General features: G+C 69.5%; 20 protein-coding genes. 8 read left to right on the plus strand and 12 right to left on the minus strand.

Features of this window, described 5'->3' with window-relative positions; translation table 11 throughout:
* Nucleotides 1–232: 232 nt before the first annotated feature.
* On the minus strand, nucleotides 233–1,093 hold the full coding sequence (locus tag WS95_RS11490; protein WP_034205423.1) for a helix-turn-helix transcriptional regulator: 861 nt from the start codon (nucleotides 1,091–1,093) through the stop codon (nucleotides 233–235).
* A 95-nt stretch (nucleotides 1,094–1,188) separates the two neighbouring features.
* Between WS95_RS11490 and WS95_RS11495 the strand changes: the two genes are divergently transcribed.
* The gene (locus WS95_RS11495; protein WP_034205422.1) at nucleotides 1,189–2,082 is read left to right on the plus strand and encodes an SDR family oxidoreductase; all 894 of its coding nucleotides are present in this window, start codon (nucleotides 1,189–1,191) and stop codon (nucleotides 2,080–2,082) included.
* Nucleotides 2,083–2,115: 33 nt separating this feature from the next.
* Here WS95_RS11495 and WS95_RS11500 read toward each other — a convergent pair whose 3' ends face one another.
* From WS95_RS11500 to WS95_RS11520, 5 genes are all read right to left on the minus strand, one after another.
* Complete coding sequence (locus tag WS95_RS11500) at nucleotides 2,116–3,105, minus strand: zinc-dependent alcohol dehydrogenase family protein (RefSeq protein WP_034205421.1); 990 nt, start codon at nucleotides 3,103–3,105, stop codon at nucleotides 2,116–2,118.
* A gap of 123 nt (nucleotides 3,106–3,228) precedes the next feature.
* Nucleotides 3,229–4,131, minus strand: coding sequence for a LysR family transcriptional regulator (locus tag WS95_RS11505; protein ID WP_034205420.1), 903 nt, complete (start codon nucleotides 4,129–4,131; stop codon nucleotides 3,229–3,231).
* 79 nt (nucleotides 4,132–4,210) lie between these two features.
* A complete protein-coding gene (locus tag WS95_RS11510) occupies nucleotides 4,211–5,590 on the minus strand; it encodes an FAD-containing oxidoreductase (protein ID WP_059823885.1) in 1,380 nt (459 codons plus the stop codon).
* Between the two features lie 182 nt (nucleotides 5,591–5,772).
* Nucleotides 5,773–6,351, minus strand: a complete 579-nt coding sequence (locus WS95_RS11515; RefSeq protein ID WP_059823887.1) for a hypothetical protein — start codon at nucleotides 6,349–6,351, stop codon at nucleotides 5,773–5,775.
* A gap of 50 nt (nucleotides 6,352–6,401) precedes the next feature.
* Nucleotides 6,402–7,271: a hypothetical protein gene (locus WS95_RS11520; RefSeq protein WP_059784435.1), complete on the minus strand. Its 870-nt coding sequence runs from the start codon at nucleotides 7,269–7,271 to the stop codon at nucleotides 6,402–6,404.
* 275 nt (nucleotides 7,272–7,546) lie between these two features.
* Here WS95_RS11520 and WS95_RS11525 point away from each other — a divergent pair, with 275 nt between their 5' ends.
* From WS95_RS11525 to WS95_RS11545, 5 genes are all read left to right on the plus strand, one after another.
* Nucleotides 7,547–8,185, plus strand: a complete 639-nt coding sequence (locus tag WS95_RS11525; protein ID WP_059823889.1) for a LysE family translocator — start codon at nucleotides 7,547–7,549, stop codon at nucleotides 8,183–8,185.
* A gap of 331 nt (nucleotides 8,186–8,516) precedes the next feature.
* Nucleotides 8,517–9,311, plus strand: a complete 795-nt coding sequence (locus WS95_RS11530; RefSeq protein ID WP_059823890.1) for a DUF3348 domain-containing protein — start codon at nucleotides 8,517–8,519, stop codon at nucleotides 9,309–9,311.
* A gap of 10 nt (nucleotides 9,312–9,321) precedes the next feature.
* The gene (locus WS95_RS11535; protein ID WP_059823892.1) at nucleotides 9,322–12,369 is read left to right on the plus strand and encodes a DUF802 domain-containing protein; all 3,048 of its coding nucleotides are present in this window, start codon (nucleotides 9,322–9,324) and stop codon (nucleotides 12,367–12,369) included.
* A gap of 3 nt (nucleotides 12,370–12,372) precedes the next feature.
* Nucleotides 12,373–13,017 (plus strand): OmpA family protein, encoded by a 645-nt coding sequence (locus WS95_RS11540; RefSeq protein WP_059784423.1) that lies wholly within the window; start codon nucleotides 12,373–12,375, stop codon nucleotides 13,015–13,017.
* Nucleotides 13,014–13,640 (plus strand): DUF2894 domain-containing protein, encoded by a 627-nt coding sequence (locus WS95_RS11545; RefSeq protein ID WP_059823893.1) that lies wholly within the window; start codon nucleotides 13,014–13,016, stop codon nucleotides 13,638–13,640. The genes WS95_RS11540 and WS95_RS11545 overlap by 4 nt, the downstream gene beginning before the upstream one ends.
* A 33-nt stretch (nucleotides 13,641–13,673) precedes the next feature.
* On the opposite strand, the gene WS95_RS11550 is transcribed toward WS95_RS11545, so the two are convergent.
* Nucleotides 13,674–14,234 carry an NADPH-dependent FMN reductase gene (locus WS95_RS11550; protein ID WP_059823895.1) on the minus strand — a complete coding sequence of 187 codons (561 nt, stop codon included), beginning with the start codon at nucleotides 14,232–14,234 and terminating at the stop codon, nucleotides 13,674–13,676.
* 145 nt (nucleotides 14,235–14,379) lie between these two features.
* Between WS95_RS11550 and WS95_RS11555 the strand changes: the two genes are divergently transcribed.
* Nucleotides 14,380–14,904 (plus strand): hypothetical protein, encoded by a 525-nt coding sequence (locus WS95_RS11555; RefSeq protein ID WP_034205410.1) that lies wholly within the window; start codon nucleotides 14,380–14,382, stop codon nucleotides 14,902–14,904.
* A gap of 117 nt (nucleotides 14,905–15,021) precedes the next feature.
* On the opposite strand, the gene WS95_RS11560 is transcribed toward WS95_RS11555, so the two are convergent.
* The 4 genes from WS95_RS11560 to WS95_RS35725 all read right to left on the minus strand — a co-directional run bounded on the left by WS95_RS11560 (nucleotide 15,022) and on the right by WS95_RS35725 (nucleotide 19,863).
* Entirely contained in the window at nucleotides 15,022–15,651 is a 630-nt protein-coding gene (locus WS95_RS11560; RefSeq protein WP_059823897.1) for a hypothetical protein, read from the minus strand.
* 105 nt (nucleotides 15,652–15,756) lie between these two features.
* A complete protein-coding gene (locus WS95_RS34770) occupies nucleotides 15,757–15,981 on the minus strand; it encodes a hypothetical protein (RefSeq protein WP_156444473.1) in 225 nt (74 codons plus the stop codon).
* Nucleotides 15,982–16,230: 249 nt separating this feature from the next.
* On the minus strand, nucleotides 16,231–17,514 hold the full coding sequence (locus tag WS95_RS11565; protein ID WP_034205409.1) for an isoprenylcysteine carboxylmethyltransferase family protein: 1,284 nt from the start codon (nucleotides 17,512–17,514) through the stop codon (nucleotides 16,231–16,233).
* A gap of 129 nt (nucleotides 17,515–17,643) precedes the next feature.
* Nucleotides 17,644–19,863: a collagen-like triple helix repeat-containing protein gene (locus tag WS95_RS35725; RefSeq protein WP_156444474.1), complete on the minus strand. Its 2,220-nt coding sequence runs from the start codon at nucleotides 19,861–19,863 to the stop codon at nucleotides 17,644–17,646.
* 362 nt (nucleotides 19,864–20,225) lie between these two features.
* On the opposite strand from WS95_RS35725, the gene WS95_RS11580 reads away from it, so the two are divergent.
* Complete coding sequence (locus WS95_RS11580; protein WP_027782376.1) at nucleotides 20,226–20,624, plus strand: carboxymuconolactone decarboxylase family protein; 399 nt, start codon at nucleotides 20,226–20,228, stop codon at nucleotides 20,622–20,624.
* A gap of 57 nt (nucleotides 20,625–20,681) precedes the next feature.
* Here WS95_RS11580 and WS95_RS11585 read toward each other — a convergent pair whose 3' ends face one another.
* Nucleotides 20,682–21,665 (minus strand): alpha/beta fold hydrolase, encoded by a 984-nt coding sequence (locus WS95_RS11585; RefSeq protein ID WP_059823901.1) that lies wholly within the window; start codon nucleotides 21,663–21,665, stop codon nucleotides 20,682–20,684.
* Nucleotides 21,666–21,667: the final 2 nt, after the last annotated feature.

Consider the following 21,667-nt stretch of genomic DNA (forward strand, 5'->3'; position numbering starts at 1 on the left):
CGCGTACTTCGATCGGCTGGGTGTGCCCCGACTCTCATAACCTCAACTTCCCGAACCGCCCGGTGCGGACCCGCATGCCGGGTGGTGTGGCAGGGGGACGGCCTCATGGCCGTCCCCTATGCCGATTTCCGCGTACGTTCATCAGTGGTCGATATCGAACGGGGCACATACTGCTTCGCGATTCGTCGATCCGTGTCGTGCGGAATCACGCTCCCGGGAAAGCCGTGCGCGGTCACACGGCCGGCGCTTGCGCCGTGCTGCGTGCCTGTTCGCGGGCCGCGACGAGCGCCCGGATCCGCTCGCGGTCGGCCGGCGTCGCCGGCGTGAAGATCACGAGGCTCAGGTCCGGGCGGCCGGTGACCGTGAACGCCGAATATTCGAACGCGATCCGGCCGGCCTGCGGATGGCGGATCTCTTTCGTGCCTTCGTGCTGCGAATGGATTGCGTGGTCGCGCCACATCGCGTCGAATTCGGCGCTCGTCGCGCGCATCTCGTCGACGAACGCCTGCACGGCCTGCGTCGCGCCGCTGCGCGCGACGTCCGCACGAAATGCCCCGACCGCGAACCGCGCGATGCGCTCCCAGTTCGGCTGCACGGCGCGCACGCGTGCGTCGACGAAGATCAGCCGCAGGATGTTGCGCGCGGCCGGCGGCAGGGTCGCGTAGTCGGTCAGCGTCGCGGCCGCCGCGTCGTTCCACGCGACGACGTCCCACGTCGCCGTGCGGATGATCGCCGGGCTCGCGTCGAGCGAATCGAGCACGTGCTGCAGGCGCGGCGTCACGCTGGCCGGCGCGTGATAGCGCACCTCGGGCGGGTGGCCGACGCCGAGCAGGAACAGGTGCTCGCGTTCGGCGTCGTTGAGCATCAGCGCGCGGGCGAGCCGGTCGAGCACGTCGGCCGACGGCGCGCCGCCGCGCCCCTGTTCGAGCCACGTGTACCACGCGGCGCTCACGTGCGCGCGCTGCGCGACTTCCTCGCGCCGCAGGCCCGGTGTGCGCCGGCGCGTGGCCGGCAGTCCGAGCGCGGCCGGGTCGAGTTTCTCGCGGCGGTCCCGCAGGTACGCGCCGAGCAGGTTGTCGGGGGCGTCAGCCATATCCTGTTAGTTCGTTTACCGGTAAACCGTCACGACTTCACCGCGAGCGGCGATCCGCACATAGTAAGCCTCCATTTCATCCGGAGGTGCTGAACATGCGTGTCTTTGTTACGGGAGCATCGGGATTCGTCGGCTCGGCCGTCGTGGCCGAACTCGTGGCGGCCGGGCACTCGGTGCTCGGGCTCGCGCGGTCCGATGCGGCCGCGGCGTCGGTCGCCGCGGCCGGCGCCGACGTCCATCGCGGGTCGCTGGAGGATCTCGACAGCCTGACGCGCGGCGCCGAGGCCGCCGATGCGGTGATCCACACGGGATTCAATCACGACTTCTCGCGTTTCGCGCAGAACTGCGAACTCGATCGCCGCGCGATCGAGACGATCGGCGCGGCGCTCGCCGGCTCGGCGCGGCCGCTGGTCGTCACGTCGGGCCTCGCGCTCGTCGCGCCCGGCCGCGCGGCGACGGAGGACGATCCGCACGTGCCGGTGTCGGCGAGCTATCCGCGTGCGTCCGAAGCGACCGCGGTCGCGCTGGAAGCGCGCGGCGTGCATGCGTCGGTCGTCCGCCTGCCGCCGTCCGTGCATGGCGACGGCGATCACGCGTTCGTGCCGCGCCTGATCGCGTTCGCGCGGGAGAAGGGCGTATCGGCGTTCGTCGGCGACGGCGCGAACCGCTGGCCGGCCGTGCACCGGCTCGACGCGGCGCGTGTGTACCGGCTCGCGATCGAACGCGGCGCGGCCGGCGCGCGCTATCACGCGGTCGACGATACGGGCGTGCCGTTCCGCGAGATCGCCGAGGTGATCGGCCGGCGGCTGAACGTGCCGGTCGTCGCGAAGTCGGCGGCGGAAGCCGGCGAGCACTTCGGCTGGTTCGCGATGTTTGCGGGGATGGATGCGCCCGCAACCAGCGAGCGCACACGGGCATCGCTCGGCTGGGCGCCGACGCAGCCGCGGTTGCTGGCCGATATCGACCGGCCGCGGTATTTCGAAAGCTGACGAGCGGCGCGCGCCGCTCGCCATGGGCGCGGCTCAGACCGTGACGACGATCTTGCCGACCTGCGCGCCGGCTTCCATGTAGCGGTGCGCGTCCGCGATGTCGTCGAACGCGAACGTGCGATCGATTCGCGGCTTCAGCGTGCCGGCCGCGAGCCCGTCGACGATGAAGCGCTTCGCGCGTTCGAGCCGTTGCGCGCTGCCGGTGATCTCGAACAGCTCGTAGCCGCGCAGCGTCAGGTGGCGCGCGAGCAGGTCCATCACCGGCACCGGGATGTCGCGCGGGTCGAGCGCGCCGTACTGGAAGAACGTGCCGCCGGTGGCCAGCGCGCGCAGCAGGTTCGCCGCGTCGGGGCCGCCGACCGGGTCGAACACGAGACGCGCGCCGATGCCGCCCGTGATTTCGGCCACCTGTTGCGGCAGGTCGGCGGGGCTGCCGACGATCACGTGCTTCGCGCCTGCATCGAGCAGCGCCCGACGCTTCGATTCGCCGCGCGTCAGCGCGATCGGCACCGCGCCGATCTGGTTCGCGACCTGGATCGCGGCCTGCCCGACGCTGCTCGACGCGGCGCCGACCAGCACCGCATCGCCGCGCTGGAGCCCGCCGAGTTCGATCAACGCGCCGTAGGCCGTCACGAACATCATCCACGTCGCGGCCGCTTCCTCGAACGACAGGCTGTCCGGATGCCTGACCACCGCATGCGCGGGCACGTTGACCACGTCGCCGTACATTCCGTAGTCGGCGAACGAGAATGCTGGCACGACGCTTACCGCGTCGCCTTCGGCGAACGCCGTCACGTTGCGGCCGACCGCCGCGACCACGCCCGACGCCTCGTAGCCGAGCGACGCCGGGAAACTCGGCATGAACGTGTATTCGCCGCGACGGAACATGATTTCCGCGCGATTGAGGCCGATCGCCTTCACGCGTAGCTGGATGTCGTCGGGGCCCGGCGCGGGCACGTCGACGGTGTCGATCTGCAGTACGTCGGGGCCGCCGACGCGGTGGAAACGAACGATGCGGGCCATGGAGCGCTCCTTCGGTGAACGGGTGTCGATGAAGCAGCATCGTAGGCGGGCGCCCGCGCCGGATAAACGCGCGGCCCGATCATTGATTGTTATTGGACAAATAACAATCGACGCGAACCCGCGCTACGCCGGATAACGCCGCGCGAACAGCTCGGTCAGCCAGTCGATGAACGCGCGTACCTTGTCGGGCAGATGCGCGCGGTTCGGGTACAGCACCGACACCGGCTTCGGCACGGCCGGCACGCCGGGCAGCAGCTCGATCAACCGGCCCGCGTCGATGCTCGGCTGCAGCGCGGGCCGCAACGCATGCACGATGCCGAGGCCGGCGAGCCCGCACGACAGCAGCGCTTCCGAGTTGTCGGTGAGCAGGCTGCTCGCGAGTTTCACCGCGACGGTTTCGCCGTGCGGGCGGAACGTCCATTCGAGCACGCGGCGATTGCGGCCGGTGAAGAAGTTGACCGCGCGATGCGTACGCAGCTCGTCGAGCGTGCGCGGCAAGCCATGGCGTGCGATATAGGCCGGCGACGCGCACGTGGCCATGTGCACCGCGCCCACGGTGCGCGCGACCATGCTCGAATCCTTCAGCGTCCCGACCCGCACCACGCAGTCGATGCCTTCGCCGATCAAATCGGCCGGCTGGTCGCTCGTGCCGAGCACGAGTTCGATCTGCGGATAGCGTTGCTGGAAATCGGGCAGCGCCGGAATCACGACCGTCTTCGCGAGCGCGAGCGCGATGTCGATCCGCAGCCGACCCTTCGGCACCGCGCGTTGCCTGGGGAACGACGCGAATGCCTCGTCGATGCTGCCGAGCAACTGCACGCAGCGCGCATGGAACGCCTCGCCCTCGGCCGTCACGCTGACGCGGCGCGTGCTGCGGTTCAGCAGCCGGACGCCGAGCGCCTGTTCGAGCTGCTGCACCGCTTTCGTGACGGCCGGCCGATGCAGTTGCAGCGCATCGGCGGCCTGCGTGAAGTTGCCGCGTTCGACGATCTGTACGTAGATCTGCATCGCTTGCAGGCGGTCCATGGCGTTCCCGGATGGCGTGGCGAGCGGCCATCTTCGCATACCGCCGGCGCGCGGTGCGCGGCCGCCCGCCTGCCGTGCGTCAGTCGACCGGATGCAGGTCCTGCAGCAGCGTCGGCACGAGCTCCGACACGGTCGGGTGGATATGCATCGCCCGGCTGATCGTCGTGTACGGCGCGCCGGCGGTCATCACGTCGAGCATGCCGTGCACCACTTCGTCGCCGGTCACGCCGAGGATCGACGCGCCGAGGATCGCGTGGCTGTCCGCGTCGACGATCACCTTCATGAAGCCCTGGCTTTCGCCTTTCTCGACCGCCCGGCCGACGCGCGTCATCGGACGCGTGCCGACCAGCAGCCGGCGGCCCGTCTGCTTCGCTTGCGCGAGCGTCATGCCGACGCGGCCGAGCGGCGGATCGATGTACATCGCGTAGGCCGCGATGCGGTCGGACACCCTGCGCGGGTCGTCGTCGAGCAGGTTGGCCGCGACGATCTCGTAGTCGTTGTACGCGGTGTGCGTGAACGCGCCGCGCCCGTTGCAGTCGCCGAGCGCCCAGATGCCGGGCACGTTGGTGCGCAACTGGTCGTCGACGGTGATGTAGCCGCGCGCGTCGGTGTCGACGCCCGCGCGGTCGAGCCCCAGATCGTCGGTGTTCGGCACGCGCCCGACCGCGAGCAGCAGGTGCGAGCCCGCGACGTCGCGGCCGCCGCCCGCGCAGTCGAGGCCGACCACGATGCCGTCGCCGTCGCGCCGCGCGCTCAGGCAGTTCGCGTCGAGCTGCACGTCGATCCCTTCGTTTTCGAGGATCTCGCGCACGGCCTGCGACACGTCTTCGTCCTCGCGTTGGACGAGGCGCGCGCCTTTCTCGACGATCGTGACCCGCGAGCCGAAGCGGCGGTACATCTGGCCGAATTCGAGGCCGACGTAGCTGCCGCCGACGATTACGAGATGGTCGGGCAGGAAGTCGACGTCCATCATCGTCGAGTTGGTCAGGTACGGCACCGAGTCGAGGCCCGGCATCGCGGGCACCTGCGCGCGTCCGCCGACGTTGATGAAGATGCGTTCGGCCTCGAGCAGTTCATCGCCCACGCGCACCGCGTTCGCGCGCTCGAATCGGGCATGACCCTGAAAGACGGTCGTGTTGTCGAGGCCGCGCACCCATTGCTCGACGCCGCGGTTCGAGCGGCCGGAGATCTGGTCCTTGCGGGCCTTCACCGCTTTCATGTCGACGGTGACGGGGCCGCCGATCGACACGCCGTATTCGCCGGCGCGTCGTGCGAGCTGTGCGGCGTACGCACTCGCGATCAGCGTCTTGGTCGGGATGCAGCCGGTGTTCACGCAGGTGCCGCCGAAGCGGCCGCGCTCGACGATCGCGACTTTCATGCCGGCGCCGGCGAGCCGCGCGGCGAGCGGCGGCCCGGCCTGGCCGGTGCCGATGACGATCGCATCGAAGTGTTGCGTCATGACGTCCTCCTGTGCGGGGGCAACGAGGAAAGGGGCAGGCGCAAGCCGCATGCCGTGCCGGCGGTCGCCCACGGGCAACGAGCGCCTATGGTAGACCCGTTGGCCGGGTGTCGCGAGCGGCGCGCGCTCGACGCGCCGGATTGAAAAACGGCGCCGCCGCGGCGCGGGTGCGTACCGGGAGGCTAGTCCTTGCGCTTCCATTGCCCGAACGACACCGGACGGTGCGCGTCGGCGCGCGTGACGGTGACGTGGTCGGGCTTGTCGTCGAGCGGAAACGATTCGGTGACGATTTGGCTCGAAAACAGCCAGCCGTGCGTGCGCGGGTCGTAGCGGAACGTGACGTAGTCGGTCCAGTGCTGCCCGCACGCGACGACATTCTGCACGGTGAAATAGCGGCCCTTCACCGAAAGGCCGTTGTCGGCCGCATCTTCAGGATCGAACGGATCGCACTGGCCGCCTTCGTTCGCGCGCAGCACGACCTGGTCGTTGCGCGTGGCGAGCCGGTAGGTGTGGTCGGCCTGTTCCTCGTAGATCAGCAGCGGGCGCGGCGACGGCTGGTCGCGCGTATCGACCGCGCGATGCACGACGACGAGAAAGCTGCGCCGCCCATCGTCGAGACCGGGGCCGGCTTGCGCGAGCAGCGGCTGGTAGCCGGGCGGCAGTTGCGCGGCGATCGACGCCGGCAGGCCGTCGGCGCGGGCGCCGAGCGGGAATGCGGCGAGGAGCGGGAGCAGCGAGAGTAGCAGGCGGAGTGTCGGCATGATTGGGGCAGAATATCGGGAGGGTGACGGATGTGCCGGCGCGCCCGATGTCAGCCGGCTGCGCGCGGGCGATAGTGCCAGGTTGCGAGATCGATTTCGATGCCGAGCTGGTAGGCGACCAACTCAAGCAGCGGATCGAATGCTTGAGGCTCGCCGAATGCCGCCTCACCGGCTGCCGTGATGTGCTCCGCGAAGCTGACTGCCAGCGCGGCCTGGACGGGCAGTGGGGATACGCTGACGTCGAGTTTCCTTGCCGCCCATTCCTGCGCCAACCGGTGGGATTCGAAGGTTTGCTCGGGGTCGAACAGCACGGACACGATCAACTGCCCGCCGTGGCTGACCGCTACCATACAGAACGGCAAGATCGCGTCGTGGCCCGCATCGTGCTCCTTGATGACCGCGCCGAACGAATGAGCGATCCAACCGGACGGAACGCGGGTAGGCAGACACAGTGTCGAACCCGTGCGCGCGTAAGGAGCCGCCAGATACTCGCTGAATTCTTTCCGGAAGTCCTGGAGTGCAAACGCGAGATAGCGCGTGTCGAACTGGATGGGTGCACCGGGATGGCAAACGTTGCGGGCCATCCTCCAGTGATTCAGCACCATGCCGGCTGAAATTTTCTTTTGCCACAGATGCAGTTCGTCGATGCTCGCGAGGCCGCGTTTGACCTTGTCTTCCAGTGCACCGAACTTCCCGTTGGCGACCGGATCGGCTGGCGAGCGGAACTCCTTCATGGCCGCCTGGCGCGTCGTATCGCCCATCTCGATTCGCTGGGCCTGCAGCCCGTAGTCCTCGATGAGCCAGCGCGGGATGACATGTTCGCCTTTCTTCTTACCTTCGATTGGCACGCCCGTGAACAGGCAGCGGTCGTTGAAATCGTCGCGCTCGAACTGTTCGCGCGTCATCGTCGGGTCGGTCACGAGAGTCTCCGGTTCGTCAAAAGTAGGCCGTCGGGCACCGGGGAGGGCGAGCGGCCAGTCGTGCGAGATGTGGTTGTTACAGATCGCGCGAGAAACTCCGTGCCGGGCACCGGATTGAACACGACGGGCGGCGCGGAATGACGGGAAAGAGGGCCAGCATAGCAGCGCACAGCCGCTTTCGGTCACGCGCGAAGCGTGCCAGAATCGACGGCCCCACCCGTCGGAAACGACACGCAGGCGCCGGCGCAGCGGCGTCGCTGACCAAGGAGACGTCGATGACCGCATCGGCTGCCGTACTCGCCATCCTGGCTGCGCTGTTTCTCGGCGCGATGATTCCGGGCCCGAGCTTCGTGCTGGTGGCCCGCAATTCGATCGGGCTGTCGCGTCGCGACGGGCTCGCCACCGCGCTCGGCATGGGCATCGGCGGCATCGTGTTCGGCGGCGTCGCGCTGGCCGGGCTCTATACGCTGCTGCAGGCGGTCGAATGGCTGTACGTGGGCCTCAAGCTGGCGGGCGGCGTTTACCTGATCTACATGGCGTCGAAGATCTGGCGCGGCGCCGATCGGCCGATCGCGATGGACGATCCGCGGGCGATGGCCGGCGGCAACGCGCGCAAGTCGTTCTGGACCGGCCTCACGACCCAGCTCAGCAACCCGAAGACGGCGATCTGGTACGGCAGCATCTTCGCGGCGCTGCTTCCGCAGCATCCGCCGCTGTGGTGTTACCTCGTGCTGCCGCCGCTCGTGTTCGCGGTCGAATTCGGCTGGTACACGCTCGTCGCGCTGTGCTTCTCGACGCGTCGGCCGCGCGAACTTTACCTGCGCGCGAAGAAATGGGTCGACCGCATCGCGGCCGGTGCGATCGCGCTGCTCGGGCTGCGGCTGATCCTGAATGCACCGAAAGCGGGGATCTGAGCGCTTCGTTATCAGCGCGTGGCAGCGGCCGGCCATGGCCGTCGCCGGTTAGCGGCGGGAACCGGCCGGGCCGCTCGGGCCCGCTCGCTCGCCCGAACGCCCGAACGCCCGAACGCGCGTCGGTGTGTCGCGAACGCATCGCGTCCCGATGGCGCGGCCGCCCACCGGCCGCCGCCGAGCCTGTTTTCCGCCCGTTGCCGCTGCCCGCCGAGCCTTGCGCGACGGGCGTCCGCGCGGGGCGCACGACGCGCCGAACCGCACCGCTTCCCCGATTCCGGCGGTCGACTGCCCGACGACGTGTAAACTGCTGCCTTTTTTGACGGTTTGCAGCATGGTGCAAGCATCTCCGCGCCCGGCGTTGAGCGGTCCGACGCTCGTCCGGCTGCTCGCGCGCCTGGCCGATGCCGACGTCGCGGAATCCCGGCAGACGCTGTCCGACCGGCTGAGCCAGTGGCTCGGCTGGACCGACGCGATCACGCTGTCGTCCGCGCTGAACGCGAGCCCGCCGGGCATTGCGGCCGGCGTGCGCGGCTACGACGCCGAGCGCGACTGCGCGCGCGTGCGCCACGACCTCGCGCAGGCGATCGCGGCCAGCCACCGGCCGCGCGCGCGTCGGCGGCCGGGCGACCCGCCGCCGCCGGCCGCCGACACGGCCGATTTCGCGGACTTCCGCCAGCGTTATCTGACCCTGCAGCAGGACATGGAAACGGCGATCGGCCAATTGCGCGGCCGCCTGCGGGTCGCGCTCGCCGCGCGCTCGTCCGGGATGGCGCGGCTCGCGACGCTCGACACGATCATGGAGCGCGTGCTCGGCGCGCGCGAGCGCAGCCTGCTGTCGGCCGTGCCCGCGCTGCTCGGCACGCGCTTCGCGCGGTTGCGCGACGCGGAGCGGCAGGCACTGGCCGAGGCCGAATCCGCGGCCGCGACGGCCGCCGGTCGCGATGCGCCCGACGCATTCGCGCCTGCCGCCGATGGCACGGCGGCCGACACCGCGACCGTCGCGGCGATCGTGCCCGGCGCATGGCTCGATACGTTTCGCGACGAGATGCAAAGCATCCTGCTAGCCGAACTCGAAGTCCGATTTCAAACGGTAGACGGGCTGCTCGCGGCCCTTCGCACCTGCTAATCAACACGCTATGTCCAGAATTCGTCTTGATCTCGTTGTCTTCGTCGCCGGTCTGCTCGCAGTGGGCTGGATCGGCGCCGGCTATGTCGCGTCGAACCCGCTGGCGTCGGCTGTCACGCTGCTGATCGGCGCGTGCTACGTCGCCGGCGCATGGGAGCTGCTGCGCTACCGGCAGGCGACCGCCACGCTGTCGCACGCGGTCGCCGGCCTGAACGCCCCGCCCGCGAAACTCGACACGTGGCTCGATACGTTGCATCCGGGCCTGCGCGGCGCGGTGCGCGCACGGGTCGAAGGCGCGCGCGTCGCGCTGCCGGGCCCGGCGCTCACGCCTTATCTCGTCGGCCTGCTGGTGCTGCTCGGCATGCTCGGCACGCTGCTCGGGATGGTCGTCACGCTGAAGGGCACGGGCGCCGCGCTCGAGAGCGCGACCGATCTCGATGCGATCCGCGCGTCGCTGATCGCGCCGGTGAAGGGGCTCGGGTTCGCGTTCGGCACGTCGATCGCCGGGGTGGCCACGTCCGCGATGCTTGGGCTGTTGTCCGCGCTCGTGCGCCGCGAGCGGATCGATGCAGCCCAGCAGCTCGATGCGAAGATCGCGACGACGTTGCGCGTGCATTCGTCCGCGCATCAGCGCGACGAATCGTTCCGGCTGCTGCAGCGCCAGGCCGACGTGATGCCGGCGCTGGTCGACCGGCTGCAGACGATGATGACGACGCTCGAGGCGCGCAGCGTCGCGCTGCACGACCGCCAGCTCGAAAGTCAGCAGGCGTTTTTCGAGCGGACCGAGCGCGCGTACGCGGGCCTTGCGTCGAACGTCGGCGACGCGCTGAAGGAAAGCGCCGCCGAAAGCGCGCGCGTGGCCGGTGCGGCGCTGCAGCCGGTCGTCGCCGCGACGATGACGGGGCTCGCGCAGGAGATGGCCGCGCTGCGCGACACCGTGACGGGCGCGGTGCAGCGGCAGCTCGACGGGCTGACGGACGGCTTCGAGAAGACCGCCGGCAACGTGACGGCCGTGTGGAACCGCGCGCTCGACGAACAGCGCCGCGCGAGCGATGCCGTCGCGCAGCAGTTGCAGACGACGCTCGGCCAGTTCGCCGACACGTTCGCGCAGCGTTCGTCGGATCTGCTCGACGGCGTCGCGACGCGCCTCGAATCGACCGAAGGCCGCCTGTCGGACGTATGGCGCGACGCGCTGTCGCGCCAGGAGCAGGCCGGCGAGACGCTGGCCGGCCAGCATGCGCGCGCGCTGGGCGAAGCCGCCGCGACGTTCGAACGCCATTCGGCCGCGACGCTCGCCGCGATGCGCGAGTCGCACGCGGGTTTGCAGACGCAACTGGCGGCGCGCGACGAAGCACGTCTGTCGGCCTGGAACGATTCGCTCGCGGCGATGGCCGCGAAGCTCGGCGACGAATGGCAGCGTGCGGGCGCGCACAGTGCGGGCCGTCAGCAGGAAATTTGCGACGCCCTCGCGCAAACGACACGCGATCTCGCCGCGCAGGCGTCGACGTTCGAGCAACGCTCGAACGATCTGCTGACGACGATTCGCGAATCGCACACCGGCCTGCAATCGCAACTGGCGGCGCGCGATGAAGAGCGCCTCGCTGCCTGGAACGATTCGCTCGCCGCAATGGCCGCGAAGCTCGGCGAAGAATGGCAGCGTGCGGGCGCGCACAGCGCGGGCCGTCAGCAGGAAATCTGCGACGCACTCGCGCAAACGACGCGCGATCTCGCCGCGCAGGCGTCGACGTTCGAACAACGCTCGAACGATCTGCTGTCGACGGTCCGCGAGTCGCATACCGGCCTGCAATCGCAACTGGCGGCGCGCGATGAGGAGCGTCTGTCGGCGTGGAACGATTCGCTGGCCGCGATGGCCGCGAAGCTCGGCGAAGAGTGGCAGCGCGCAGGCGTGCACAGTGCCGGTCGTCAGCAGGAAATCTGTGACGCCCTCGCGCAAACGACGCGCGACCTGGCCGCACAGGCGTCGACGTTCGAACAACGCTCGAACGACCTGCTGACGACGATCCGCGAATCGCACACCGGCCTGCAATCGCAACTGGCCGCACGCGATGAAGAGCGTCTGTCGGCGTGGAACGATTCGCTCGCCGCGATGGCCGCGAAGCTCGGCGAAGAGTGGCAGCGCGCAGGCGTGCACAGCGCCGGCCGTCAGCAGGAAATCTGCGACGCACTCGCGCAAACGACGCGTGACTTGACAGCACAGGCGTCGACGTTCGAACAACGCTCGAACGATCTGCTGTCGACGATCCGCGAATCGCATACCGGCCTGCAATCGCAACTGGCCGCACGCGACGAAGAGCGCCTCGCTGCCTGGAGCGATTCGCTCGCGGCGATGGCGGCCGCGCTGCGCGACGAATGGGCGCAGACGAGTGCGCAGGCCGCGGCGCGCCAGCAGGACATTTGCGACACGCTGGCCCGCACCGCGAACGACATCACCGCGCAGGCGCAGGTTCACGCGAGCGACACGATCAACGAAATCTCGCGCCTCGTGCAGGCCGCGTCGGAGGCGCCGAAGGCCGCGGCCGACGTCGTCGCCGAGCTGCGCCAGCGCCTGTCCGACAGCATGGTGCGCGACACCGCGACGCTCGAGGAGCGCAGCCGCCTGCTCGCGACGCTGGAGACGCTGCTCGGCGCGGTCAACCACGCGTCGACCGAACAGCGCGCCGCGATCGACGCGCTCGTCAGCACGTCGGCCGACCTGCTCGATCGCGTCGGCGCGCGCTTCAACGACACCGTCGACGCCGAGACGCGCAAGCTCGATTCGGTGGCCGCGCAGGTCACGGCCGGCGCCGTCGAAGTGGCGAGCCTCGGCGACGCGTTCGGGATGGCCGTGCAGGTGTTCGGCGAATCGAACGACAAGTTGCTGACCCATCTGCAGCGTATCGAAGCCGCGCTCGAGAAATCGCTCGCACGCAGCGACGAACAGCTCGAGTACTACGTCGCGCAGGCGCGCGAGGTGATCGACCTGAGCGTGATGTCGCAGAAGCAGATCGTCGAAGACCTGCAGCAGCTCGCCGGCCGGCGGGCGCCCGTCGGAGCGTAACGCATGCACGACGAAATCGACGGCGGCGCGCAATCGGCGCCGGTGTGGCCCGCGTTCGCCGACCTGATGTCGGTGCTGCTCGGCGCGTTCGTGCTGATCCTCGTCGGCGTGATCGGCATGCAGCTTCAGCTCACGTCGAAGCTCGAGGAAGCGGTGCGTGCACGCCAGCTCGAGGCGCAGCAGCGCAAGTCGCTCGAACAGGCCCTCGCCGGGCCGCTCGCGGCCGGCCGCGTGACGCTCGTGAACGGACGCATCGGCATCAGCGGCAACGTGCTGTTCGCGCTGAACTCCGACCAGTTGCAGCCCGCGGGCCGCGACCTGCTGAAGACGTTGGCCAGCCCGCTGGCCACGTATCTGAAGACGCGCGACGAGATCCTGATGGTCAGCGGCTTCGCCGACGACCAGCAGGTGCACGCCGGTAACCGCCTGTTCGCGGACAACTGGGAACTGTCGGCCAAGCGCGCGTTGACGGTCACGCGCGCGCTGATCGATGCCGGCGTGCCGGCCTCGTCGGTGTTCGCGGCCGCGTTCGGTTCCGAACAGCCGGTCAGCTCGAATGCGGACGACGAAGGCCGCGCGAAGAACCGCCGCGTGGAAATCGCGCCGGTGCCGCGCAAGTCGGCGTCGAACGGAGGAAAGGCAAAGTGACGGGCGATGCGATGCACGTCCGCGCGACGCTCGACGCATGGCGCGAGCAGGGCGCCGATCGGCTCGATCCCGTGCGCTTTCACCGGATCGACGCGCTCGAACGGCGCGCGGCCGTGCTCGACGGCGCCGCACGCGCGCTGGTCGATGCGCGGCTGGCGACGCTGCTCGAAGGGTTCGCGGCGCTCGTCGCGCGCGGCAATGACGCCGACACCCCGCGCGAGACGGGGAAAGCCGCTGCGGAGGCGCCCGCGCGCGGCGCGCTTGCCGCGCTCGTCGAAGGGCTCGCGCGCGATGCGCAGGCCGACCGGCGCGGGCTCGATCCAGAACTCGTCGACTACTTCCGCGCGACGTGGTCGAAAGTCCGCACGGAACAGCAATACCGGCAGTCGCTCGACCAGGTGCCGCGCAACGCGGGGCCGCTCAATTCGAACAGCCTCGTGCACCGCTCGCTCGCGACGATGCGCGAGCTGTCGCCGGACTACCTGCAGCAGTTCCTGTCGTACGTCGATGCGCTCGCATGGCTCGAGGATCTCGTCGGCGGCGGCGCGCAGCCCGAGAAGGAAGCGCCGCGCGCGAAAGCGGCCAAACCGGCGAGAAAGACGACGCGCGCGAAGGCGCGATAACGCTACGCCGCATGCGTTCGGCGCGTGGATCGCCTACCGGCCGGCGCTCGTGTCGTCGATCGCCGCGCGCAGCGCGTGCAATGCGTCGACGAGCGCCGACGCGAACGGCGGATGCGCGGCGATGCCCGCCGCATCGAGCCGGCTCCCGAGGATCGGCAGCGCGATCGATGCAGGCTCGACGATGCGCGCCGACATCACCGACAGCGTTTCGCGCAGCGCCGCATCCGCATGCGTCGCGCGCGGCGACGCGTTCAACACGGCCACGGGCTTGTACACGACGGCCTCGCATCCCACGACCCAGTCCAGCGCGTTCTTCATCACGCCGGTGACGCCGTGCGCGTATTCCGGGCTGGCGATCAGCACGCCGTCGGCCGCGTTCAGGCGGTCGATCAGATCGCGCACCGCGGCGGGCGTCGGGTATTCGGCATCGGGATTGAACAGCGGGAACTCGCCGAGACGATCGAAGCGTGCGATGCGCATGCCGGGCGGGGCGACGCGCGCGGCTGCGTCGAGCAGCGCCGCGTTGTACGACTGCGCGCGCAGGCTGCCGCACAGCGCGACGATGTCGATGCGGCGGCGGGGAGCGATGGCCATCGGCGAGGGTCCGGGAATGCGATACGTGGGGGCGGACGCATTATCGCACCGTGCGCGCGATCGCCGGCCGATCCGATCGCAGGCACTACAATCACGGTCTGCTTTTCGTCGGCCCGGAAATCTTTTTTTGCGGAATGATTCGCTCATGAAGCGCTGGAATGCTCTGATTCTCGTTGCCGCCACCGTGCTGGCCAGCGCTTGTGCCGGTCGTTCGTCCACGCGTGACGATGTCGCGCGCCCATCCGACGATCGAAACGTGCAGACTGCGCTCGACAGGATCGCGGCTTCCGCGAACCAACCGGTCTGCGATCCGGCGCATTTGAAAATGGAGATCGCAGAAGCGACCCGGATGATTCAGCAACAGGCAAACCAGGATGCGTTCGTCAAATCCGAGCGTCTTGCCGCGTCGTTCGCATTTTGCGGGCCGAAAAGAAACTGGGGAATGGCCACGACGGCTGAATTTGTCGGCAGCCAACTTGCTTTTGCTGTCCTGTTGCAATCGAGAATGCCGGAGCAGCAGCGAAATCTCGATGCGATCGAGCGGGATGCGCGCTGGGCCGACCTGCTTTTGCAATACGCGCGCAGGTTCCCCGGCGAACGATCGGCGGCCGAGCAGGATTGGCAGATTCTCGAACGCGGTCGCCAGGCGCTTCAGCGCGCAAGTCAGTAACGCACTCGCGCGACCATGCGCGATGGCTGGCCGCGACGGCTGCACGGTCGTCGGATCGATCGTCTTCCGGTACGTGCGGCCCGTGTCCCTGGCAAATCGTGACGACCATCGTCCCGATCAGGCGCCTGCATGGCCGCGTGGGTCCGACGATACCGGCCATCGCATCGTGCCGGATGCCACGCCGGCCATCCCGGCCGCCTGCGCGAATTCGCCGATGCCCCACCCGCGCCCGAGCAACAGCCGCCGCGTATGCAGCGCGCCGTGCACGTCGTCGGCAACGGTTTCGCCGAGATAGCGCAGCGCGCGGCCTTCGACATCGACGAAGCCATGCCGGTAATCTTGCGCGAGCGCCGTCCACAACTGCGCGGCGCCGACCGACTGGCGCGCGCCGCTGATCAGGCACAGGCCCGCGTCGAGCCCCCAGCGGTACAGCGCCGTCGCGAGGCCCCGGCGTTGCGCCGAGCCGCGCAGCCGCGTATGCGGCGCGCGCAGGTAGCGGTCGGCGCGGCGCGGGAGTTCGGGCAGGCGGTTGAACACCGTATAGCCGGCGAGCTGGCGCGCGGCCGGATCCTCGACATACAGGAAGTATTCGCCGTCCGCTTCGCGGTGGCGGACGATCAGGCCCGAGCGGCCGAGCGCGACGGCCGGCAGTCCGTGCAGGCGATGGCCCGGCTGGTGCAGGCGTTCATGAAGGGTGTCGAGTTCGTCGTCGATGTCGTGCTGGGAATGCTGTACGTCGATACGCATGGCAAAAGCCGCCCGTCCCGGGCGGTTCGGGAAAGAGGTTCATCGCAAAAGGGAACGGAAGCGGGTGCGGCCCCCGGGCTCGGCGAAGCGAGCCGGGGCCGCGAATCAGCTGGGGATGTGCTGGAAACCGGCGGCGATCGCGGCGAGGCCCGCGATGCAGAGTGCGAACAGGATCAGGACTTTGTGGATCACGCCTCTTTCCTCATGAACGCGCGGCGCCGGCAGGCGGCGTCGCGGAGACGGTGAGCGGCGGGCACGGCCCGCACGGCCGTCGCGCGGGGCGACGGTCGGGTGTCCGGCGACGGATCGTACGCGGACGGCCAGCACCATACGCGACGCATCGGAGTCGGGCAATCGGACTGACGGAGAAAGGCGACGAAAAGCGGAGAATCGCGGCGTTTCGCGACAATTGGCCGCATGGGGCGCGCTGAAGCGTTCGGCAGATGCACGCGAAAGTGCATCGCCAGGCGCTGGAGGGCATGCGCGGAACGCGTCGTGGCGGGTGGGAAGTCCGCGACGGGCAGGTCGACACCCGCGCGAGGGACGGGAGCGGCACGGAGGCCGCCCCCGGTCGCGCCGTCACACCGCCTGCCGCGCGCCGAATGCCTGCCTGATCCGCGCGAACAGCCCGTGCTGAGCGATCCATTCGGCATACGCGCGATAGTCGGGATCGCGCATCAGATGACGCTCTTCCGTCTTCGCCCGCACGTAGTAGATCAGGTTGACCGCGACGAGCCCCGCGCAGTGCATGAGCCCGACCTGCCAGCCGAGCGGCTCGACGAACGGCACCGACACCATCCAGTACGACAGGTTCTTCGTGATGTACGCCGGATGCTTCGTGAAGCGGTACGGGCCCGACGTGATGATCCCGCGGTTGGTGAGGTTCGAGAACCGCAGGCCGAACGAGATCGTGCACAGCGCGTAGGTCAGCAGCAGCAGGATGATCGTCGCGCCCCAGATCACGCGCAGCGTCGGCGCCGACAGCAGCCAGTTGTCCCAGAACATCGAGCCTTCGTAGCGGATGTAGTTGTTCGAGATCAGCGACCAGAACGGCTGATAGCAGATCAGCGCGGCCACCCAGCCGAGCGTCGTCGGCTCGACGGTGCGCACGTGACTGTCGAGGATGCGGAACGTGCACAGATAGCCGACGGTGCCGAACATCAGGTCCATCGTGAACGACAGGTCGTACATGAACACGAAGGTCGCGATCGTCATCGGCGCATGCATCGCGTTCGCGAGCGACGCGCTCAGGTGATCGGCGTCCTTCGACAGGTAGACGGTCATCAGCGGCAGGAAGAACGCCTTCACGCCCCAGCCGGCCAGCATCTCGCGCACCGGCTTCCAGCTCGCGGGCTGCTCGCGGCGGAACAGGAAGCGGCCCCACAGCAGATACGCGTCGTCGGTCTCGCGCTGGTGGCGGTCCATCCACGCGAAGTAGAACGGCGCGGCGACGATCACGTACGGCGCGAGCGAGCGCAGCAGCGACCAGAACGGCAGGTAGAACGCGCCGTGGTATTCGGGCAGCAGCCAGTAGATCGCGCCGATGCCCGCATAGACCGACGCGAGCGCGCCGAGCCGCGTCGCCACGCGCGCGATGCCGAGCGGCCGGACGGCCTGCCGCGACAGCCCCGCGCTCGGACGCAGGTAGACGCGCGAGACGAAGAGTTCGTGCAGCGCGATCGTGCCGATGATCGCGAGGCTCGCGATGACCGCGCGGGTGGCCGCGTCGAGGGCCGGGTGGTCGCGCGTCACCCACAGCGCGAAGAGTCCGGCCGTGATGCCGAGCAGGCCGGCGCGTAACGGCGTGGCGGAGCGGGGTGGGTGGTCCGGGGCAGCGACGACGCCGTCGAGCGTGGAGTTCATGATCGGATCCTCGTGGGTGTGAGGGCCGGCGCCCCCGCTGGGCGGGTGACGCCGGCCGTCGGCCGGGCTGTTTATGGATGCGCGCCCGGCCATTGGCCTGTCGTTCTGATGCGATGCGTGATGCGTTGCTTACTTCTTGGTGCCGCCGCCCAGCAGACCGCCGAGCAGGTTGGTCACCGGCGACAGCAGGTTGCCGGTGCCGCCCGCGGCGGCGCCGCCCGTGCTGCCGGTCAGGCCGGTCACCACGGAGCCGCTGCCGCCCGGCGTCGTCACGGTGCCGGTTGCGCCGCCGGAGCCGACCGTGCCGGTGGCGCCGGCCGAACCGGCCGGCGTTCCCAGCGCACCCGTGAGCGTGCCGACCGGGCCGCTCGTCAGCACCCCGCCGAGCGTGCCGGACACGTTGCCGCCCGGCGTCGTGACGGTGCCGGTGAGGCTCGCGCCGAGCGGCGTCAGTGCGTTGACGAGGTTGGTGACCGGCGCCAGCAGGCCGCCGAGGCCTGCGCCACCGGTGCCGCTGGTGCCGCCGGTCCCGCTCGTTCCGCCCGTGCCGCTGGTGCCGCTCGAACCGATGCCGCCGAGTGCGCCCGTCACCGTCCCGAGCAGGCCGGTGATCGGCGCGAGCGGGCCGCCGCCGGTGCCGCTCGTTCCGCTGGTGCCGCCCGAACCGCTCGAGCTGCCGCCGCCGAGGCCGCCCGTCAACGTGCCGAGCAGGCCCGTGATCGGGGCGAGCGGATTGCTGCCGCCCGTGCCGCTGCTGGAACTGCCCGCGTTGTTGGCGTTGACGAGGCCGCCCGTCGACGTCACCGTATTGCCGAGTTGCCCCAGGACGCCGCCGAGGCTCGTGCCGACCGGGTTGTCGGTCGCGCCGCCGACCTTCGTGCCCGCGAGCGCGATGCCGTTGCCGAGCGTGCTCAACAGGCCGTTGAGCGGCGCGCCGAGCAGCGTGACGCCGCCGAGCGTCTGCGTGACGCCCGGCGTCGTGGCGCCGCCGGTCAGCGTATTCGTGATCGGGTTGATGACCTTGCCGAGCTGTGTTTCGAGCTGCTGGACCGGCGAGCTGTTCAGCGCCGTGTTCAGCGCCGATGCGGTCGAATTGACCGCGGTGCCGACCGTGTTGACGAGACTGCCGACCAGGGTCGTCGCCGGCGCGAGCGGCGACAGCGGACCGGTGCCGAGGCTCGTCACTGCATTGCCGAGGTTGTTGACCGCACCGCCGGCGCCGGTCAGCAGGCCGGTGGTCGACGTCAGCGTCGGCCCGAGCGGGTTCGCCGACACGCCGATCGAACCGAGGCCGGCCGCGACGCCGTTGCCGAGCGATTGCACGCCGTTGCCGAGGCTGCCGACCGCGTTGCCGATGCTGGTGGCCGTCGCCGGGTTCGTGCCGGGAATCTGCACGCCGCCGATCTGACCGCCGCCGTTCACGACCGTCGTGCCGAGCGCCGTCACGAGATTGCCGGATTTCTGCAGGACGTTGCCGAGAGGGGTGACGCCGGTGCCGGAGGTGCCCGAGGTGCCGGATGTGCCTGACGTACCGGAGGTGCCCGACGTACCGGAAGTGCCCGAGGTGCCGGAAGTGCCGGAAGTGCCGGAAGTGCCGGAAGTGCCGGAAGTGCCGGAAGTGCCGGAAGTGCCCGAGGTACCGGAAGTGCCCGACGTACCGGAGGTGCCCGAGGTACCGGAAGTGCCCGACGTACCGGAGGTGCCCGAGGTACCGGAAGTGCCCGAGGTGCCGGAAGTGCCCGAGGTGCCGGAAGTGCCCGAGGTGCCGGAAGTACCCGAGGTGCCGGAAGTACCCGAGGTACCGGAGGTGCCCGAGGTACCGGAAGTGCCCGAAGTGCCGGAAGTGCCCGAGGTGCCGGAAGTACCCGAGGTGCCGGAAGTACCCGAGGTGCCGGAAGTACCCGAGGTACCGGAGGTGCCCGAGGTACCGGAAGTACCGGAAGTACCGGAAGTGCCGGAAGTGCCGGAAGTGCCGGAAGTGCCGGAAGTGCCGGAAGTGCCGGAAGTGCCGGAGGTGCCGGAGGTGCCGGAAGTGCCGGAGGTGCCGGAAGTGCCGGAAGTGCCGGAAGTGCCGGAGGTGCCCGAGGTGCCCGAGGTGCCGGAGGTACCAGAAGTGCCCGAGGTACCGGACGTGCCTGACGTACCAGAAGTCCCCGAGCTACCGCCACCCGACGTCCCCGACGAACCGCTGCCCGACGTGCCGGAAGTCCCCGACGTGCCGCTCGTCCCGGACGTGCTCGGCTTGATCGTCGGCGGGGTCGTCGGTCCATCGACCGAGCCGCAGCCGTACAGCGCGAGCAGTGACGAGACGGCCATCGTTACCGTCGTCTTCTTGAAAAGAGTGTGCATGTTGGCCTCGACATTGGAAGTGTGTCGAGGTCTTCACTGCAAATTCCGCGCCATGACAGGTTTCGCGAAACGGTATCGCGATTTGTTGCGGGAATCGGGAATATCGATGCGATTTAAACGGAGGAATGGCGGTTTCGCGCGACGGGCACGCGCAGTGCGCGAACGTCGCGGCTGCGATGTTCCCGTCAGGCGCCGTAACGCCCGGCCGGATGTTACGTAGCGTTCGGCCGTCCGTGCCGCGGACGCGCCGCGAACCGAGCGCCGCGTCTTTGACGAAACCGCGCCGCGCGCATGAACATGGCAGGACATCTCCCGGCTGCCGGCGACGCCGAGGCGGCCCCGACTCCAACCAGGACACCGACATGAGCGAACAGGACAGGGAATACGGCAAGGCGCGGCGGATCGACGTGATGGGCGAGGCGTTCGTCGAGCGCGCGATGCGCGACCTCGACGGATTTTCGCGTCCGCTGCAGGACTGGCTGAACGAACATGCATGGGGCAGCACCTGGCAGCGGGGCGGGATCGACCTGAAGACGCGCAGCCTGTGCACGTGCGCGATGCTGGCGGCGCTCGGCCGCGGCACGGAGCTGAAGGGCCATATTCGCGGCGCGCTCAACAACGGCGCGAGCCTCGTCGAGATCCGCGAGGTATTGCTGCACAGCGCGCTGTACGCCGGCGCGCCGGCCGCGGTCGAGGCGTTCCGCAGCGCGCGCGAGGTGCTCTCGGATCTCGGGTTGTCGATACCCGACGACGAAGCCTGATTCGATCGCGGCGCCGGCTGCCGGGCACGTAACCCGGCCCCGCTTCGTTGCCGCGATCTACGCGATGCGTACCGGCTGCGCGGTGGCATCGACCGGCGCGGCGGCGACTTCGAGCAGCCAGTCGGCTGTCGCTTCGGGAAGCGTGACCGGCAGCATATGCCCGCCCTCCACGACCTTCAGCCGCACGCGCGCCGATTTCCGCGCGAGCGCTTCGCCGTGCGCGCGCCAGTTCAGGATCGGATCGGCGTGGCCGTACAGCACGTCGACCGGCAGCGCGAGTTCCGCATAGCGACGCTCCATCGCGGGCAGGTCGACGGGCGCCGACAGCAGGTCCGTCGCCGTCGCGTAGAACACGTGCGGGCGCATCCCGAGCAGGCCGCCGCCCTTGACCGGGAAGTCGCGCGGCACGTCCTCCGGCGCGAACACCTGACGCACGGCATTGCGGCCCGTCAGGATCGTCAGCGGGATCGCGAAGGTCCACGACACGAAACGGCGCACGAGCGGTGACGGCAGCATCAGCGGCTTGAACGGCGCAGGCGGCTCGGTCTGCTCGTGCGACAGCGGCGCGATCAGCGCGAGCCGGCTCACGCGGTCCGCGTGGTTGAGGCCCACTGCGAGCGCGATCGCGCCGCCGAGCGAGTGGCCGACCAGCACCGGCTTGTCGAGCTTCAGCGCGTCGATGAACGCGGCGACCGTGCGGGCCTGCGCGAACACGTTCGCTTGCGACGCCGCGCCGCGCAGCGAGCGGCCGGCGCCCGGCCGGTCGATCAGGATCACGCGATGCCGCTGCGCGAGCCGCGTGAGCGGCAGGTACGCGAAATTGCGCCATTGCCCCGCCAGCCCGTGGACGAACACGATCGGCGGGCCGTTGCCGTATTCGACGTAGTGGATGCGGTCGCCGCCGATGTCGACGAAACGGCCTTCGGGCGGAAACGCGCGCGTCACGCGACGGGCCACGTAACCGGTAAACAGCGCGAGCGCGGCGAGCACCGCGACGACGCCGAGCAGCACGTTCTGGATCAGATGGAGCGTAGGAGTCATGT

The organism is Burkholderia sp. MSMB1826 (assembly GCF_001526325.1).
Lineage (GTDB): Bacteria > Pseudomonadota > Gammaproteobacteria > Burkholderiales > Burkholderiaceae > Burkholderia.